The following is a 15,486-nucleotide window of genomic DNA, read 5'->3' as shown; positions in this document are numbered from 1 at the left end:
ACGATACGGGCGGCCGGGCAGGCCCGTGGCGACGCTCCGTCACAGCCGGGGCCGGGACAGGTACTCCGCGACGCGTTCGCCCCAGGTGCGGACGTCGGCGCGGGTCCTGGACACATGCAGCTCGGCGTGGAGCAGACCGGCCGCCGTCTCCGCCGTCGACAGGGGATGCCCGGGGTCGTCCGCCCAGGCCAGGATCAGGCTCGGCAGGCGCAGCCGGGTGAGCGCCGCCGGGGGAGGCAGGTCGGACTGGGCCAGGCCGCGCAGGACCGACGGCAGCACCCGCTCGTCGGGCGTCGGCGGCACGTCGGGCACGCCGGCCACGACCGTGGGGCGAGGCGCACGTGCCCGGCCGGCGAGCCAGGCGTCCACCCCCTCCCGTTCGATCGTGTCCGCGGACTCGCGGTTGTGCCGTGCGTACGCCTCGCGCGTCGTCCAGGCCGTGGGCGGGACGAGCAGCACCAGCCGGGAGAACCGTTCCGGTGCCTGGACGGCGGCATGCAGCACCGTGGCACAGCCCATGGACGCGCCCATGGCGTCGACCGGCCGATCGGCGCCCATATGGTCGAGCAGGGCCAGCAGATCACCCGCGAGGGAGGGGTAGGTGTAGTCGCCGGCCACCGGTTCGCCCGTGGAGCGGCCGTGCGCCCGGGCGTCGTAACGGACCAGGCACCGCCCCGCGGCCACGACCGGCGCCCAGTCGAACAGGCCCATCCGGTCCTCGGCGGCCCGGCCGGCGAACCCGCCGTGTGCGTAGAGCGCCAGAGGCCCGTGGCCGGCCTCCTCGTAGAACAGCTCGGCCCCGCGGTGCCGGAAGGAGCCTTCGCGGACGGTGTGTTCTCCCACGGCTCATCCTCCGAGCCCATTATGGGCGTTTCGCACGTGATGGCTTTCGATAATGATCACTCTTCTTCCTAGTGTGATCGTCATGACCCGCACATCCCCCGACTCCCGGCGCAGCCGCCCCCACCACGAGAGGCGCCGGGCCTACCTGGCGGCGGCCGCGGTCTTCGCCATCGGCATGGCCGGGACGACGCTCCCCACCCCGCTGTACGGGCTGTACCGCCAGGAACTCGGCTTCTCCGAACTGATGGTGACGGTCGTCTTCGCCAGCTACGCCGTGGGGGTGATCCTCACCCTCCTGCTGGTCGGCAACTACTCCGACGAGGCGGGACGGCGCCCCGTCCTGCTGTACGCGCTGGGCCTGGCCGCGGCCAGCGCGGTCTGCTTCCTGCTCGAAGGCGGCCTGCCCGCCCTCTTCGCCGGCCGGGTGCTGTCAGGCCTCTCGGCCGGGCTGCTGAGCGGGGCGGGCACGGCCACCGTGCTGGAGCTCGCGCCGCCGGAGCACAGGTCCCGCGCGGGCCTCGCCGCGACCGCGGCGAACATGGGCGGCCTCGGCTGCGGCCCCCTGCTGGCCGGGCTGCTCGCCGAGTACGCCCCGCTGCCGCTGTCCCTGCCGTTCCTGGCCCACCTCGCGCTGGTGGGCATCGCCTGCGTCATCGTCCTGCTCCTGCCGGAGACGGTCCGAGGCGCGCGGCTGCGGGCCCGGCCGAGGCCGCGGGGACTGTACGTACCGGCGCAGGTCCGTGGCGTCTTCGCGCCCTCCTCCCTCGCCGCCTTCGCCGGATTCTCGCTCCTCGGACTGTTCACCGCGGTGGCGCCCAGCTTCGTCTCCCACACCCTCGGAATCGGCAACCTGGCCGTCTCCGGACTGGTCGTCTTCTCGGTGTTCCTCGCCTCGACCATCGGGCAGTCCCTGACGAGCCGGGTGGCGGCGGGGACCGCACTGCCGCTCGGCTGCCTGGTGCTGGTGGCGGGGCTCCTCCTCGTCGGCGCGTCCCTGTTGGCCAAGGCCCTGCCGCTGATGGTGGCCGGCGCGGTCTGCGGCGGGCTCGGTCAGGGCCTGGCGTTCCGTGCCGCGCTGACCGCCGTCGGCGAGGCGGCGCCTCCCGCGCACCGGGCGGCCACCATCTCCTCGTTCTTCGTCGTCGCCTACACGGGCATCTCGCTGCCGGTCGTCGGTGTGGGCGCGCTGACGATGTGGCTGGGCCTGCAACGCGCCGGGCTGACGTTCACCGCCTGCGTGACGCTCCTCGTCGCGGCCACCGCGCTGCACCTGGTACGGCGCCCTGCCGCGACGCGCGGTCACTGACGCCTCGGATAAGATGATTTACCGGCATTTGAGCCTTGTGGAGAGGTTTCGCGAGCAGAGGCGTCACGCCCCCGTGGTGAGGTCATCGCGTTGGACACGCACGAGTCGACCAGTGGTGCACCCGATCAGTCCCTGACCGCGGTGGGGTACGCCGGAGTGCTCGGTGACCTGCTGCCGATCGCGCTGTGGAGGACCGACGCGGACGACCACATCGTCGAGTGGTCGCTCGCCGCCCAGGCCGTGCTGGGCCACACACCGGAGGAGATCATCGGCCGGCACGCGAAGCCGGCACTGGTCCCCGAGGCCAACTGGGAACTGGCCGAGCGGCTGGCCCGAAGGGTCACGGCCGGGGAGGCCGTGGTCGCCACCCTCCCGGTACAGCACCGCGACGGGCACCTGGTGCCGATGGAGATGTGGATCTGCCCGGCGGCCGACCGGCAGGGACGGACCGGCATCCTCGCCATCGCCGTACAGACTTCGGCGGTCCTGCACATGCGCGATTCGCTGGCCGCCCTGGAAGGGCTGTTCACCCAGTCACCCATCGGCCTCGCCCTCCTCGGACCCGATCTCCGCTTCCTGCGCGTCAACGAGGCCCTGGCACGGATGAACGGCGTCCCGGCCCGCGACCACCTCGGCAAACGGCTCGCCGACATCGCGCCGGGGATCAACGCCGCCGCGCTGGAGACGGTGATGCGGCAGGTCCTGGAACGCGGCGAGGCGGTGGTCGACGTCCGCCGCACCGGCCACACCCCCGCCGACCCCGGCCGCGAACGGACCTGGTCCTGCTCGTACGCGCCGTTGCGTGACAACGCCGGCCGGCGCCTCGGCCTGGTCGCCTCCCTCATCGACATCACCGACGGGCAGCAGGCGCAGGTCGAGGCCGAACGGGCACGCCGCCGTTTCGCCCTGCTCGCCGAGGCCGGCACCCGCATCGGCACCACCCTGGACCTGCGGCAGACCGCCGAAGAGGTCGTGCACGTGCTCGTGCCCCGGCTGGCCGACTCGGCCGACGTACACCTGCGCGAGAAGGTGCTGGACCCCGACGAGGCCGGCGCGTCGACCCGCGGCCTGGTGCGCCGCATCGCGATCGCGTTCACCGACCCGTCCGCCCCCGCCGGGCCACTGGCGGTGGGCCGCACCTACCAAATCCCGCTCGGGTCGGTGTACGAGCGGGTCATCGCCGACGGGCACCCCATGAACCTCTACCAGACCGACATCCCGGCGCTGGTCAGCGATCCGGGAGCCGAGCAGCTGCGTACCTACCTCAGCACCCGTCTCGGCTCCGCCCGCCTGGTGCCCCTGATCGCGCGCGGCAAGGTGCTCGGCGCCGTGGTGGTGACCCGCACCCGCAGGCGTGAGCCGTTCGACGAGCAGGACTGCGTACTCATCGACGAGCTCGTCGCCCGGGCGGCGCTCAACATCGACAACGCGCTCATGTACACCGGCCAGCGGGAAGCGGCCCTCACCCTGCAGCGCAGCCTCACCAGCAACGCGCTGCCGGACGTGACCGGCCTGGAACTCACCGGACGCTACCTCCCCGCCAGCGACCACGAGGTCGGCGGCGACTGGTTCGACGCCATCGCCCTGCCCCGCGGCAGGACCGGGCTCGTCATCGGGGACGTCATGGGCCACGGGATCCACGCGGCGGCCGTCATGGGACAGCTCCGCACAGCGGTACGCACCCTGGCGCGCCACGACACCCCACCGGCCCGCATGCTCGTCTCCCTGGACGCCGCCGTGTCCGACCTCGGCGAGAACGAAATGGCGACCTGCGTCTACGCCGTCCACGACCCCGCCACCGCGGACTGCGCCATCGCCCGGGCCGGCCATCCACCGCCGGCCGTGGCCGATGCCCGGGGGACGATCACGTTCCTCGACGGACCCCCCGGTACGCCCCTGGGCACGGGCGTACGGGACTTCCGGACCGAGCACGTGCCGCTGGGGCCCGGCAGCCTCCTCGTGCTCTACACCGACGGCCTCATCGAGGCCCGCGACAGGGACCTCGACCAGGGCATGGACCAACTGGCCCGGTCGCTGGGCCACCCCGACCGCCCGCTGGACGAGATCTGCGACGGCGTCCTCGGCCGGCTGCTGCCCTCGGCGGCGCAGGACGACGTGGCGGTGCTCCTCGCCAGAGCGCTGCGCCCCACCGACGCGGCAGGGAGCCACGCCGACCACCACCGGAACGATCCGGATCATATGGTGCAAGAGTGGTAGCGATGGACACACCGGTGACGACGTTCAGCGAGGGTCCCGAAGACCCGTTCGCCGTGCGGCGCTCGGCCTCGGCGGTGCTGGACGACCGGGGCACGGTCGTCGGCTGGAGCGAACGGGCCGAGGCGCTGCTCGGACACCCCGCCGAGGAGGCGCTGGGACGGCCGGCGGCCGGATTCCTGGTCGACCCGCGGGACGAGGGGGTCGTCACGGCCGCCGTGGCGGCCTGCGTACGCGACCGGGGCTGGTTCGGGGTCGTACCCGTCCGGCACCGCGACGGCCGGCGGGTCGAGGTGGGCTGCCGGGCGCGCTCGATCGTGCGGGACGGCACCCGCCAGGAGTGGTTCCTCGTCGGCGCGCCCGCCGAGGAAGTGATCCAGTGGGAGACGGACCGGTCGGTCCTGGACGGGCTGTTCAGCCGCTCACCGATCGGGCTGTCCGTCCACGCCCCCGACCTGACCATCCTGCGGGTGAACCGGGCGATCGCGAGGTTCAGCGGGATTCCGGTCGATCAGCACCGGGGGCTCCGTATCAGCGACTTCCTCATCCAGCGGGACACCGACACGGTGGAGACACAGCTTCAGGACGTGCTGGAGACCGGCCGGTCCTCGGTCTTCACCGAGCAGCCCTGCGTACTGCGCCAGGACCCCGGCCGTGAGCTGGTCGTGTCCGTGTCTGCGTTCCGGATGCAGGACCCCTCCGGGCGCACCCTCGGCGTGACGCAGACGGTCGAGGACGTGACGGACCGCTACCGTGCCCGCCGCCGGCTCGCCCTGCTCAACGAGGCCGGCACCCGCATCGGGACCACCCTGGACGTGACCGAGACGGCGCGGGAGCTGGCCGAGGTGGCCGTTCCGGACCTCGCCGACTGCGTCTCCGTCGACCTGCTGGAACCGGTCGCCCGCGGCGAGGAGCCCCTCCAGGACATGGCCGGACCACTGCGCCGCGCGGCGGTACGCAGCGACCCGCCGGACGCGGCCGGGCTGATGCACCCGGTGGGCCATACGCTCCACGTCCCGCCGGGCACCGTCCAGGCCCGCTGCCTCGCCGAGCGCAAACCCGTCCTCGACGCCCGGCTGGAGGGCCCTACCGCGTGGCTCTCCATGGAGTCCGAGCGTGCACAGCACGCCCCCGGTCCGGACATCCACGCCCTGCTGGTCGTGCCATTGGTCGCGCGGGGACTCGTACTCGGGCTGCTCAGCCTGTGGCGCACCCGACGGCTCGAACCGTTCGAGGAGGACGACGTCACCCTCGCCGAGGAGTTCGCCTCCCGTGCCGCCGTCTGCATCGACAACGCACGCCGCTACACCCAGCAGCACGCGGCGGCGCTCACCCTCCAGCACAGCCTTCTCCCGCACGTCGTGCCCCGGCACCCGGCCGCCGACGTCGCCCACCTCTACCTGCCGGCCGACGCCACGGCCGGTGTCGGCGGCGACTGGTTCGACGTCATTCCGCTCCCCGGGCTCCGCGTCGCCCTCGTCGTCGGCGACGTCGTCGGCCACGGCCTCCACGCCGCGGCCACCATGGGCCGCATGCGCACCGCCCTGCACACCCTGGCCAACCTCGACCTCACCCCCGACGAGGTGCTCTCCCACCTCGACGACCTCGTGGACCGGCTGGCCGCCGAGCAGGGACCGGCCGACGACCTCTCCCGCCAGGTCGTCGGCGCCACCTGCCTGTACGCGGTGTACGACCCGGTCTCACGGCACTGCGCCTTCGCCCGCGCCGGTCATCCGCCGCCCGCCGTGGTCACCCCGGACGGGCGGGTGAGCCTCCTCGACATGCCCGCGGGCCCGCCGCTGGGCCTGGGCGGACTGCCGTACGAGTCCGCCGAGCTGCACCTGCCCGAAGGCACCCTCCTGGCCCTCTACACCGACGGCCTCGTCCAGGCCGGCGACCGGGACGCCGACGAGCGGGACGTCGACGAGCGGGTGGCGGACCTGTGCGCGGCCCTGACCGAGCCCGCCCGCACGCTGGAGGACACCTGCGGCGCGGTGCGCGACACGCTGCTGCACGACCGCCCCACCGACGACGTGGCCCTGCTCCTGGCCCGTACCCGCGTCCTCGCGCCGGAGAAGGTGGCCACCTGGGAACTGCCCGTGGAAGCGACCGCCGCCTCGAGCGCCCGGACACTGACGGCACGTCAGCTCACCGAGTGGGGACTGGAGGAGATGCTCTTCACCACCGAGCTGATCGTCAGCGAGCTGATCACCAACGCCTACCGGTACGGAGGTGGACCGATCCACCTCCGGCTCATCCGTGACCGCCACCTCATCTGCGAGGTGTCCGACACCAGCAGCACCTCACCGCACCTGCGCCGCGCCCGTTCCACCGACGAGGGCGGCCGTGGTCTGTTCCTGGTGGCCCAGCTCACCGAACGGTGGGGGACCCGCTACACGCGCGAGGGCAAGACCATCTGGACCGAACAGGCGCTGCCCGCCGTCACGCCAGGGCGGTCGCTGCCCCTCTGAGCACCAGTCCGCATCCCAGCGCCAGCACGACGGCGGCCGTGGCGAGCGGTGCCGTCCGGTGGGCGAGGGTGAAGACCCGGCCCTGCGGCCGCCGCGCCAGCCTGCGCGTCGTGGTGTCCCGCAACCGCACCACGGCGAGCCCTGCCCCCGCGAGGGTCAGCGCGACCCCCGCTCCGTACGCCAGGACCAGCAGGAAGCCGAACCACGCCTGTCCGAGGGCGGCCGCGCCGATCAGCACGACCACGGCGGACGGACTCGGAACCAGGCCGCCGGCCAGGCCGAGGAGGATCACACCGCGCAGGCCGGGAGCGGGCGGGAGGTGGGAGTGGCCGTGGTGGTGCGCGCGGCCGTGATCCCCGTGTCCCTGCTCGTGGGTGTGGGTGTGGGTGTGGGTGTGTCCGTGCGCGTGTCCGTGTCCGTGGGCGTGAGGCCGGCGCCGCCGCCACGCCCGGCGCAGCAGCAGCGCGCCCGCCACCGCCACCAGGGTGCCGCTCGCGATGCCCAGCCAGGACACCACCGTGGGCGCCGCCGCCGAACCCGCGGTGACCAGGGCGCCGAGGACGAACACGCCGAGGGTGTGAGTGAGGGTCACCGAGGCTCCGAGCGCCAGCATGTCGCGCCGTGAACTGCGACCGCCCGCCGCCGCGGCGGCGGCCATCATGGTCTTGCCGTGCCCCGGGGCCAGCGCGTGCATGGCGCCCAGCAGCAGGGCGGCGCCGAGCGCGAGCGCCGCGAAACCCGCGGTCAGGTCGTGCCGGGCCACCAGTCCGGTCAGCGCCTGCGCCCAGCGGTCCGCGCCGCGCGGCAGCACGCCCGTCGCCGGGGAGGCCTCCGTACCGTCCTGCCTGCCCTCCAGCGCCGGTCCGCCGGAACGCACGGTGAGCGCGGCCGACCGGGAGCCGGGCGGCGAGGAGAGCAGATCGTCCGGGTAGGCGGTGAGCCGCCCGGAGACGGAGCCGGCCGGCACGTCGGACTCCGCGAGCGTCATCCGGTCGCCCCGCGCGGTGATCTCCCGCCACCCCGCTCCGGCCGCCACCGCCGCCGGTTCGTACGTGAGGCGCGTACGCTCCTCGGCCGGCAGGGATGCGGTCAGCGCGCACGTCACGCGCAGCGTCCGCAACCCCGCCTGTCCCGCACGCTCCTCCGCCTTCGCGCTTCCGGCCGTGAGCGGGCGGGCCGTTCCGCCGTCGGGGCCGTCGGGGCCGTCGGGGCCGTCGGGGCCGTCGACGCCGAGTCGCGCGCCCCTCGCCGCCGTGTCACAACGCGCCCGGGCCCATGCCGACAGCTCGGCGGGTGCCAGCCGGTCGTCCCCGTCGGCGTCGATGCGCTTGCGTGCCTGCGAGGCGGGGATCTCCGCCAGGTCCTCCACATGGTCCACGCTCAGTTTCCGCGGAGCGACGACGAGACCGTCGTACTGGCTGACGGTGAAGTTGCCCAACGGGTGCGCCTGTGCGGCCTGGGCGGGGAGCAGGGCCAGGGCCGCACCCGTGACCAGCGTGGCGAGGGCGCAGGCGGCGGTACGGCGGCTCATGACTCCCCCTGAAGGGCCGACAGGGCCGACAGGGCGGCCAGGGCGGCCTTCGCCTCACGGGCGCCCGTCGCCGAGAAGCCCGGGTTCAGAGCCAGCGCGGCGCGCAGATCGCGGCGCGCGGCCGTGTCGTCGCCCAGTGCGCGTTCGATCATGCCCCGGTGGAAGAGGAACGAGGCGTCGCGATGGCCGGGGGACAGGGCGGCCGCCTTCTTCGCGTACGTCAGCGCCTCCTGGTCCCTGCCGTTCGCGTGCAGTGCCCAGGCGAGCGCGTCCGCCGTGTGGACGCTCCGCCGCCGGGCCCATTCGGCCTGTGCCGAGGCCAGCGCCCCGGCGGCGTCGCCGTGGTCGGCCTCGACGAGGGCGGACTCCAGATCGGTGGCGACACCGTTCGCGCGGGCCAGCCGGGTCCAGGTCCGGACGAGCGCGTATTGCTCCTCGGCCCGGTCGCGCCGGCCGAGTGCCTCGTACAACTCACCCAGGGCGGCCAACTGGCCCGGCAACGGGTGACGCCGTACGACCTCCTCCAGATCACTCACCGCGCGTTTCGTGTCGCCCAGCGCGGCGTACGCACGCCCCCGCCCCTCCCGTGCCGGCACATGGCCGGGCTCGGCGCGCAGCGCGGTCGCGAAATGCTTCAGGGACTCGGTGAAGTCCCCTTGTGACCACGCGAGTTGGCCGAGCGCGGTGGCGACGTACGCCACATCGCCGGGACTGAACGCCGAGTCCAGCGCCCGCAGCAGCACCCGGCGCGCCCCGCCCACGTCGCCGCGCAGCTCCAGGACGTACGCGTACCGCGTGAAGACCGGGATGCCGGGGCGCCGCCGGTCGGCGAGCCGCACCGCGCCCAGCGCCTCGTCGTAGCGGCCGAGTTCGACCAGGGCGTCGACCCGGGTGGCCAGGGCGCGCTCACTGTACGGGTTCACCCGCAGCGCCTGCTCCGCCCGGCGCAGCGCCGTGGTGAAGTCGTGGCGTGCGGCGGCCAGCGCCGCCTGCCCGGCGAGCGCCGCGTCGTTCCCGTCGGCGGGGCGCAGCTTCAGCGAACGCCCGAACGCCTTCTCCGCCTGCGTATACCGGGTCGGATCACCGGTGCTCCGCGCCTGCTCCACGTACGCCGCACCCAGCGTCGCCCAGCCGGTGCCGTCCCGGGGCTGGGCCTTGAGGTGCTGCTGCAGGCCGGTGATGCCCTGCGCCAGGTCGCCGGCCGCCAGCCGCTCCAGGGGCACGGTCGCGGCGAGCGCGCGCGGTGTGCCCGTGGCGGAACGGTCCGCGTCGGCCCCGGACGCCACCGAGCCGGCGGTGAGCCCGAGCGCCACCGCCACGACCGCCGCGATCCGCCACCGCCCGGGCCGCCCGTGCCATCGGGCGAACTGCGGCTTCCGTACGAGCATCGGTTGTGCCTTCCTCGGTCTTCTGGGGTCGGGTGTGGAGTGGCCCGGCAGCGCCGTGGGGGAAGGGGGACGCTGCCGGGCCGTCTTGGGGGGACGTCAGCCGAGCCAGGACCGGCGCTCGGGCTGACGGCGGGAGCGCGACCACATCGCCCTGCCGAGGCCGGCGAGCAGCACGCACAAGGCGCCCGACGCGGCCGAGACCAGCATCACCGTGTTGTCGTCCCACGAGGAGGTGAGCGAGGAGACCCCGCCGGTGAGCCCCGTCGCGTCCGCCTTGGTGGACACCTCGGCGGCCTGGACGTCGGAACCGGCGGTGGGCAGCGCGACGTACGGGAAGCTGCGGCCGAACTCCTTGTCGTTGGCGTCGACGGCGTCGCCCAAGTCGTTCTTCGCGCCGACGAGTTCACCCTCGACGACCTGGAGGGCGATGTCGAGGACGTCGTCCGTCAGACGCCGTCCGTTGGGGAAGCCGGCGTTGTCACCGTCCAGCACACCCAGCCGCTTGGGTTCCGCCACCGGCTTGATGGAGGTGTTGAGGCGCAGCATCTCCGACGGGGTGCCGCCCGGTTGCTGGTTGAGGTCCTCGACCCCGGTGAGGAACACCGAGACGAGGTCGTTGCGCGGCTCCGCCGGGGCCTTGATCTTGTAGATGCCCTCGATGAGCTTCGGCAGCTCGGGTTCGGTGACGTTCTTCAGGAAGTCGCCGTCGTTCTCGGGCGAGGAGGCGTTGAACCTGTCCTTGTCCTTGACCGGGTTGACGACCTCGTTGACCAGGGGCATGCCGAGCCGGGAGACGCGCGTCCAGTCGCCGTAGGCGTTCTTGCGCTCGGTCGTCGCGTAGATCCCGACGACCGGCTGCTTCTCGGACTCGCGGAGGTACGAGCTGGGCACCTGCAGGGCGATGGTGTTGACGTTGTAGCCCTTGAGCGTGTCGTTCCCGACCTCCGACAGGTCACCGCCGTACAGCAGGTCGAAGACCCGCAGGTCGAGGAAGAAGGGGTCGTCCGCCTGGCCGGCGAACGCCTTGAGCCCACCGGGGACCTTCCGCACCGCCTGGTCGCGCAGCTTCTGGTAGTCGGGCATCGACGCCTTGCCGACGTTCGACGGCGCGACCGGCAGGCTCTTCGCCAGCTGGTGGCGCGAGGCGACCTTCCCATGCTTCAGACGCAACAGTTCGATGTTGTACGTCTGGGTGAAGTTGAGGTCCGGGTCGTCCAGGCTCTCCACCGCACCCGTGTTGTAGAGGAAGGTGTTCTCGTTCTTGCGGTGGTCCGTGAAGGTGAACCGGTACAGCAGGTCGTCCTGGGCGTCACCGTCGCTGTCGATGTGCATGTCGTAGCGCGCGTCGTTGGCGAAGGTGTAGAAGTTGGGGCCGCCCGCCGGCTCCTGGAACGGCAGCCAGTTCGCCACCAGCGTCGTCGAGTCGGGGTGGTCGGGGCTGACGAACGCGTACACATCCGTGGTGTCGAACTGGGGCTGCCCGGATATCAGGGGGGCCTCCCGGTGGCTTGAGGCCGTCGCCGTCCGAGGCTCCAGCACACTCACGCCGGCGGCCGCGAGCCCCCCGGCGGCCACTGCGCCACAGGCGAGCAGGGCCACGCTCCTGCTCCGCCACGTCCGGCCGCTTCTGGTGGTTGATGGTGGGGTCATCTCGTCCGTCCTTCATCGTTCATCGCGTCCGTTCCGGCTTGCTTGTTGGACCAGTACGTGCGTCGGGGCCGTGTTGTTCGGTCCTCACCGGTACGAGGTCCATGGATCCTGGAACCGTGCCGCGGCCGCCCGGACCTCGATGTCGTAGTGCCCGGGGGACCGGGCGCCCGGATGGAGCTGCGGGATCCGGTACGTACGTCTCGGCACCTCGCGCTGTTCACCGGCGTCTTCGCCGTCGGAGCCCCGTACGCCCTCGTGCGGGGGCCGGTCCGGCCGCGCGGCGGGCGCGGACTCGCCCGGCGCCAGGGCGCCGTTGGCCAGCACCGTGGACGCCACGATGAGGCCACCCACCGCGCCCACTCCGCACACCCCCGCCCAGCGCCCGCGTCTGAGGGCGAGGCGCGGCTGGACGGTGGGCGGTGCGCCACGCGCCCACAACGGTTCCACCGTCACGTACGGCGGTGGCGAGCCGGCGCGCGGAGCGTGGGGGCCGGTGGCGCGGGGATCCATGGCGTGGAGTTCGGCGCGTGCGGCGTCCAGGTCGTCCAGCACCCGCTGGAAGGAGTCCATGATGGACTGGGTGGGTTCGTTGTCATCAACGTGCACGATGGTGCTCCTCGGCGGAGTACATGCCTTCCGAGACTGCTTCGTCGTCAGGCAATACGCAGCGCGAGCGAGCTTGTCTCAACCCACCGCCGATGACCCGTCAGGACGGGTCGGCCGTGCGGGCCGGCTCGAAGCCCAGGTGCGGGAGGTGGTGGCCGAGGCGTTCCCGCTTGGTCAACTGGTAGAAGAGGTTCTCCTCGCGCGGTGGTATCAGCAGCGGAACCTGTGCGCCGACCGTGACCCCGTGTCGTTGCAACGCCTCGCGCTTGCGAGGGTTGTTGGACAGCAGCCGTACGGAGCGCACCCCGAGGTCGTGCAGGATCCCCGCCGCCGCCCGGTAGTCACGGGCGTCGTCAGGGAACCCGAGCGCCAGGTTCGCCTCCACCGTGTCCAGCCCCTCCGCCTGCAACCGCATCGCGCGCAGCTTGGCCAGCAGACCGATGCCACGGCCCTCGTGGCCCAGGAGGTAGACGAGGACGCCGCGCCCCTCGCTCACGATGGTGCGCAGCGCCGCGGAGAGCTGCTCGCCGCACTCGCAGTGCCGGGACCGGAAGGCATCCCCGGTCAGGCACTCGGAATGGAGGCGGGTGAGAACGTCGTCCCCCTCGATATCCCCGTACACCAACGCTATTTGTTCCTCGCCCCGATCGTGGTCCAGATAGCCGGCGGCGAGGAAAACACCGAACTCGGTGGACAACTGCACATTCACCACATGCTCGACGCCTGTTCGGCCGGTGGTGTCAGGGAGCACGTCATCGGTATCTATCATGGCCCGATCGTATCGGGTAACCTCCCGCAATGGGCGGGAACTTGACGACAGAAATGGGGCGGGGAAGATGAGTGTGCCGCGACCGCGCATGCCGGCATTGGGCATGCTGCCGATGGAGACGACAACACGGGATGTGGAGGAGGGTCACGCCGATGTCGCGCTCCTTCCCATAGGGAGTTTCGAACAGCATGGTCCGTTTCTCCCCTTGATGACCGACACCGTCATCGCGTGCGCGATCGCCCGCGAGGTCGCCGCTGTCCACCCCGTACACCTGCTCCCACCAGTGACGATCTCCTGCTCGCACGAGCATGCCGCCTGGCCGGGGACCGTCAGCATTTCCGCCGCGACGCTGTACGCCGTCGTGCGGGACATCGCAGAGTCACTCCGCCGCTCCGGTATCGCGAACCTGGTTCTGGTCAATGGGCACGGCGGGAACTACGTATTGCGCAATGTGGTTCAGGAATCCGCCGGAAGCGGTACGCGCATGGCTCTGTTCCCCGGTCCGGCCGACTGGGACACGGCAAGAGAAAGGGCCGGTGTGCGGACACCGTCGTACAGCGATATGCACGCGGGTGAAGTGGAGACGTCCATCCTGCTGCACGATCACCCGGAACTGGTCCGGCCCGGTTATGAGACCTCCGACTGGCTCGCCGACGACCGGAAGCATCTGCTCTCTCTCGGTATGCGCGCCTACACGGAATCCGGAGTGATCGGCCGCCCCTCGAAGGCATCGGCCGAGAAGGGGAGGGAATTGCTGACCGCCCTTGTCGACTGTTTCGGCGCATACCTTTCCCTGCTGTCCCCGGGCTCCCGGCGGGGCGTGCGGTGACCGGCGTCGTCCTCCTGGTCGACGCGGCCGGGGCATGGGAACGCCTGCGCGGCATCCGGTCCGTCACGGACGCCGAGAACGCCGGTCTCGTCCGGAGTGCGAACGGCCGGATGCGGTGGCGGTACGGCTGCCCGGAGGCGGACGCCCTGGCCGACCGGTACCTGCCCCTGTGCCTGGCCGGACCGCACGTCACGTTCGCGCAACTGGGCCAGAGCCTGGACGGTTTCATCGCGAGCCGCACCGGTGACGCGGACTACGTCACCGGTGAGGAGGACCGCGAGCACCTGCACCGCCTGCGCGCCCTCGCCGACGCGGTGGTCGTCGGGGCCGGCACCGCCGTCGCGGACGACCCCCGGCTGACCGTGCGGGCCTGCCCCGGCGGCAACCCGGTGCGCGTCGTCCTCGACCCGCGCGGCCGTGTACCGCTCGGGCACCGGGTGTTCACCGACGGCGAGGCGCCCACCCTGTGGGTCGTGGCCGCCGGCGACGAGCTCGGGCGGCCGTCCGCCCGGCGCCCGGACGGCGTGGACGTACTGACGCTGCCCGACCGCGCGGCGTTCGCCCCGCGCAACGTGGTCCGGGAGCTCGCGCGCCGGGGCCTTCGCCGCGTACTCGTGGAGGGCGGCGGCGTCACCGTGTCGCGCTTCCTCCACGAGGGCGCGCTGCACCGGCTGTACGTCACCGTGGCACCGGTCCTGCTCGGCGACGGCGTCCCCGGACTCGCCTTCCCCGGACCGGCCCTGATGCGCGACGCGCTCCGCCCGCCGACGCGGCGCACCGTCCTCGGCGAGGACACACTCTTCGAACTCGACCTGCGGACGCCGCCGCATCCCGGTCACCCACTGGGCCAGGAGCACGCCCGCACCGGGCAGGCTCGCGGCGAGGCACAGTAGCCCGTACACCACGGCGACGGTCAGCCCCTGGGCCGCGCCCAGCCCCGCCGCGCCGAACGCCCAGGCGGTGACGCCCTCCCGGGGCCCCCAGCCGCCGACGTTCAGCGGCAGCGCCATCGCGAGCAGCGCCAGCACCATCAGCGGCAGCAACTCGGCCGCCGGCGCCGTCGAACCGGCGGCGCGGGCGGCGAGGAGGAACATGGCGAGATACCCCGCCAGCACCGCGACGGACGCCACCAGCACGCCCGCCCAGGTCCCCGGGGCGAGCTGTGCGAGGCCGCCCGCTCCGGTGACCGGCTTCCGGCGGAGCCGGGCCCGTACGACCGCCGCCACGACCAGCCCGCACACGACAGCGGTACCCGCCACCGCGCCCCTGACGGCATGGCCCGCCTCCGCCAGGACCGGCGACGGGTGCGCGAACAGCAGCGCCACGCCGACCGCGACAAGGACCACCTGGCCAGCGACCCGCTCCACGACGACCGCGCGGACACCCCGGCCCACGTCACCGGCGCTCCGCCCGTGCCGTACCGCGCGGTGTACGTCGCCGAGGACACCGCCGGGCAGCGCCGCGTTCAGGAACAGGGCCCGGTAGTAGTCGGCGACGGCCCGGCCCAGCGGCAACCGGACGCCCAACGCGCGCGCCACCAGGCACCAACGCCACGCGCTGAGCACCGTGGTGCACAGGCCGAGGCCCAGCGCGGCCAGGAGAGTGGCGCCGTCGACGCCCCGCAGCCCGTCCAGGACGGGGCCGCCGCCGTGCCACGACACCACCGCCGCCAGGATGGCCGCGCCGGCCGCCATGCCGAGGCGGCCGCGAGCCGCCGCCCTGCCGACGCGTCCGCGAGCCGCCGCGCTGCCGACGCCGCCCCGCACGGCCGTTACGCCGACGCGGCCCCGCACGGCCGTTACGCCGAGGCGGCCGCGCATCGCCGCGACGCGGCCGCGAACCCCCGCAGCCCGCACGGCCACCGCCACCCGCGCCGCCA

At 73.1% G+C, this 15,486-nt stretch carries 11 protein-coding genes and 1 pseudogene; 5 read left to right on the top strand and 7 right to left on the bottom strand.

Annotated features, from left to right (window positions below; translation table 11 throughout):
• Positions 1-39: 39 nt before the first annotated feature.
• Complete coding sequence (locus BKD26_RS28640; RefSeq protein ID WP_206603731.1) at positions 40-843, bottom strand: alpha/beta fold hydrolase; 804 nt, start codon at positions 841-843, stop codon at positions 40-42.
• 82 nt (positions 844-925) lie between these two features.
• Here BKD26_RS28640 and BKD26_RS28635 point away from each other — a divergent pair, with 82 nt between their 5' ends.
• The 3 genes from BKD26_RS28635 to BKD26_RS28625 all read left to right on the top strand — a co-directional run bounded on the left by BKD26_RS28635 (position 926) and on the right by BKD26_RS28625 (position 6,834).
• On the top strand, positions 926-2,149 hold the full coding sequence (locus tag BKD26_RS28635; RefSeq protein ID WP_084904090.1) for an MFS transporter: 1,224 nt from the start codon (positions 926-928) through the stop codon (positions 2,147-2,149).
• Between the two features lie 90 nt (positions 2,150-2,239).
• Positions 2,240-4,366, top strand: coding sequence for a SpoIIE family protein phosphatase (locus tag BKD26_RS28630; RefSeq protein ID WP_084903993.1), 2,127 nt, complete (start codon positions 2,240-2,242; stop codon positions 4,364-4,366).
• A 2-nt stretch (positions 4,367-4,368) separates the two neighbouring features.
• Positions 4,369-6,834, top strand: a complete 2,466-nt coding sequence (locus BKD26_RS28625; protein WP_084903990.1) for a SpoIIE family protein phosphatase — start codon at positions 4,369-4,371, stop codon at positions 6,832-6,834.
• On the opposite strand, the gene BKD26_RS28620 is transcribed toward BKD26_RS28625, so the two are convergent.
• From BKD26_RS28620 to ribA, 5 genes are all read right to left on the bottom strand, one after another.
• Entirely contained in the window at positions 6,806-8,365 is a 1,560-nt protein-coding gene (locus BKD26_RS28620) for a nickel transporter (protein WP_084903987.1), read from the bottom strand. The two genes, BKD26_RS28625 and BKD26_RS28620, sit on opposite strands and share 29 nt — an antisense overlap.
• Positions 8,362-9,753, bottom strand: a complete 1,392-nt coding sequence (locus BKD26_RS28615; RefSeq protein ID WP_084903985.1) for a tetratricopeptide repeat protein — start codon at positions 9,751-9,753, stop codon at positions 8,362-8,364. The genes BKD26_RS28620 and BKD26_RS28615 overlap by 4 nt, the downstream gene beginning before the upstream one ends.
• 96 nt (positions 9,754-9,849) lie before the next feature.
• The gene (locus BKD26_RS28610; protein WP_084903982.1) at positions 9,850-11,403 is read right to left on the bottom strand and encodes a DUF4331 domain-containing protein; all 1,554 of its coding nucleotides are present in this window, start codon (positions 11,401-11,403) and stop codon (positions 9,850-9,852) included.
• Positions 11,404-11,487: 84 nt separating this feature from the next.
• On the bottom strand, positions 11,488-12,009 hold the full coding sequence (locus BKD26_RS28605) for a hypothetical protein (RefSeq protein ID WP_084903979.1): 522 nt from the start codon (positions 12,007-12,009) through the stop codon (positions 11,488-11,490).
• 100 nt (positions 12,010-12,109) lie between these two features.
• Positions 12,110-12,778: a GTP cyclohydrolase II gene (gene ribA / locus BKD26_RS28600; RefSeq protein WP_084903976.1), complete on the bottom strand. Its 669-nt coding sequence runs from the start codon at positions 12,776-12,778 to the stop codon at positions 12,110-12,112.
• Positions 12,779-12,845: 67 nt separating this feature from the next.
• Between ribA and BKD26_RS28595 the strand changes: the two genes are divergently transcribed.
• Together BKD26_RS28595 and BKD26_RS28590 are read left to right on the top strand one after the other, a co-directional pair.
• The gene (locus tag BKD26_RS28595; protein ID WP_084903974.1) at positions 12,846-13,607 is read left to right on the top strand and encodes a creatininase family protein; all 762 of its coding nucleotides are present in this window, start codon (positions 12,846-12,848) and stop codon (positions 13,605-13,607) included.
• Positions 13,604-14,500 (top strand): RibD family protein, encoded by an 897-nt coding sequence (locus tag BKD26_RS28590; protein ID WP_084903971.1) that lies wholly within the window; start codon positions 13,604-13,606, stop codon positions 14,498-14,500. The genes BKD26_RS28595 and BKD26_RS28590 overlap by 4 nt, the downstream gene beginning before the upstream one ends.
• Here the strand turns inward: BKD26_RS28590 and BKD26_RS41645 are convergent.
• A pseudogene (locus tag BKD26_RS41645) lies at positions 14,447-15,301 on the bottom strand (lysylphosphatidylglycerol synthase domain-containing protein); the annotation flags it as partial. The gene BKD26_RS28590 and the pseudogene BKD26_RS41645 overlap by 54 nt on opposite strands.
• Positions 15,302-15,486: the final 185 nt, after the last annotated feature.

Source organism: Streptomyces sp. CB03238, assembly GCF_002099185.1.
Lineage (GTDB): Bacteria > Actinomycetota > Actinomycetes > Streptomycetales > Streptomycetaceae > Streptomyces.
This window is presented reverse-complemented; position numbering and strand designations above follow the sequence as displayed.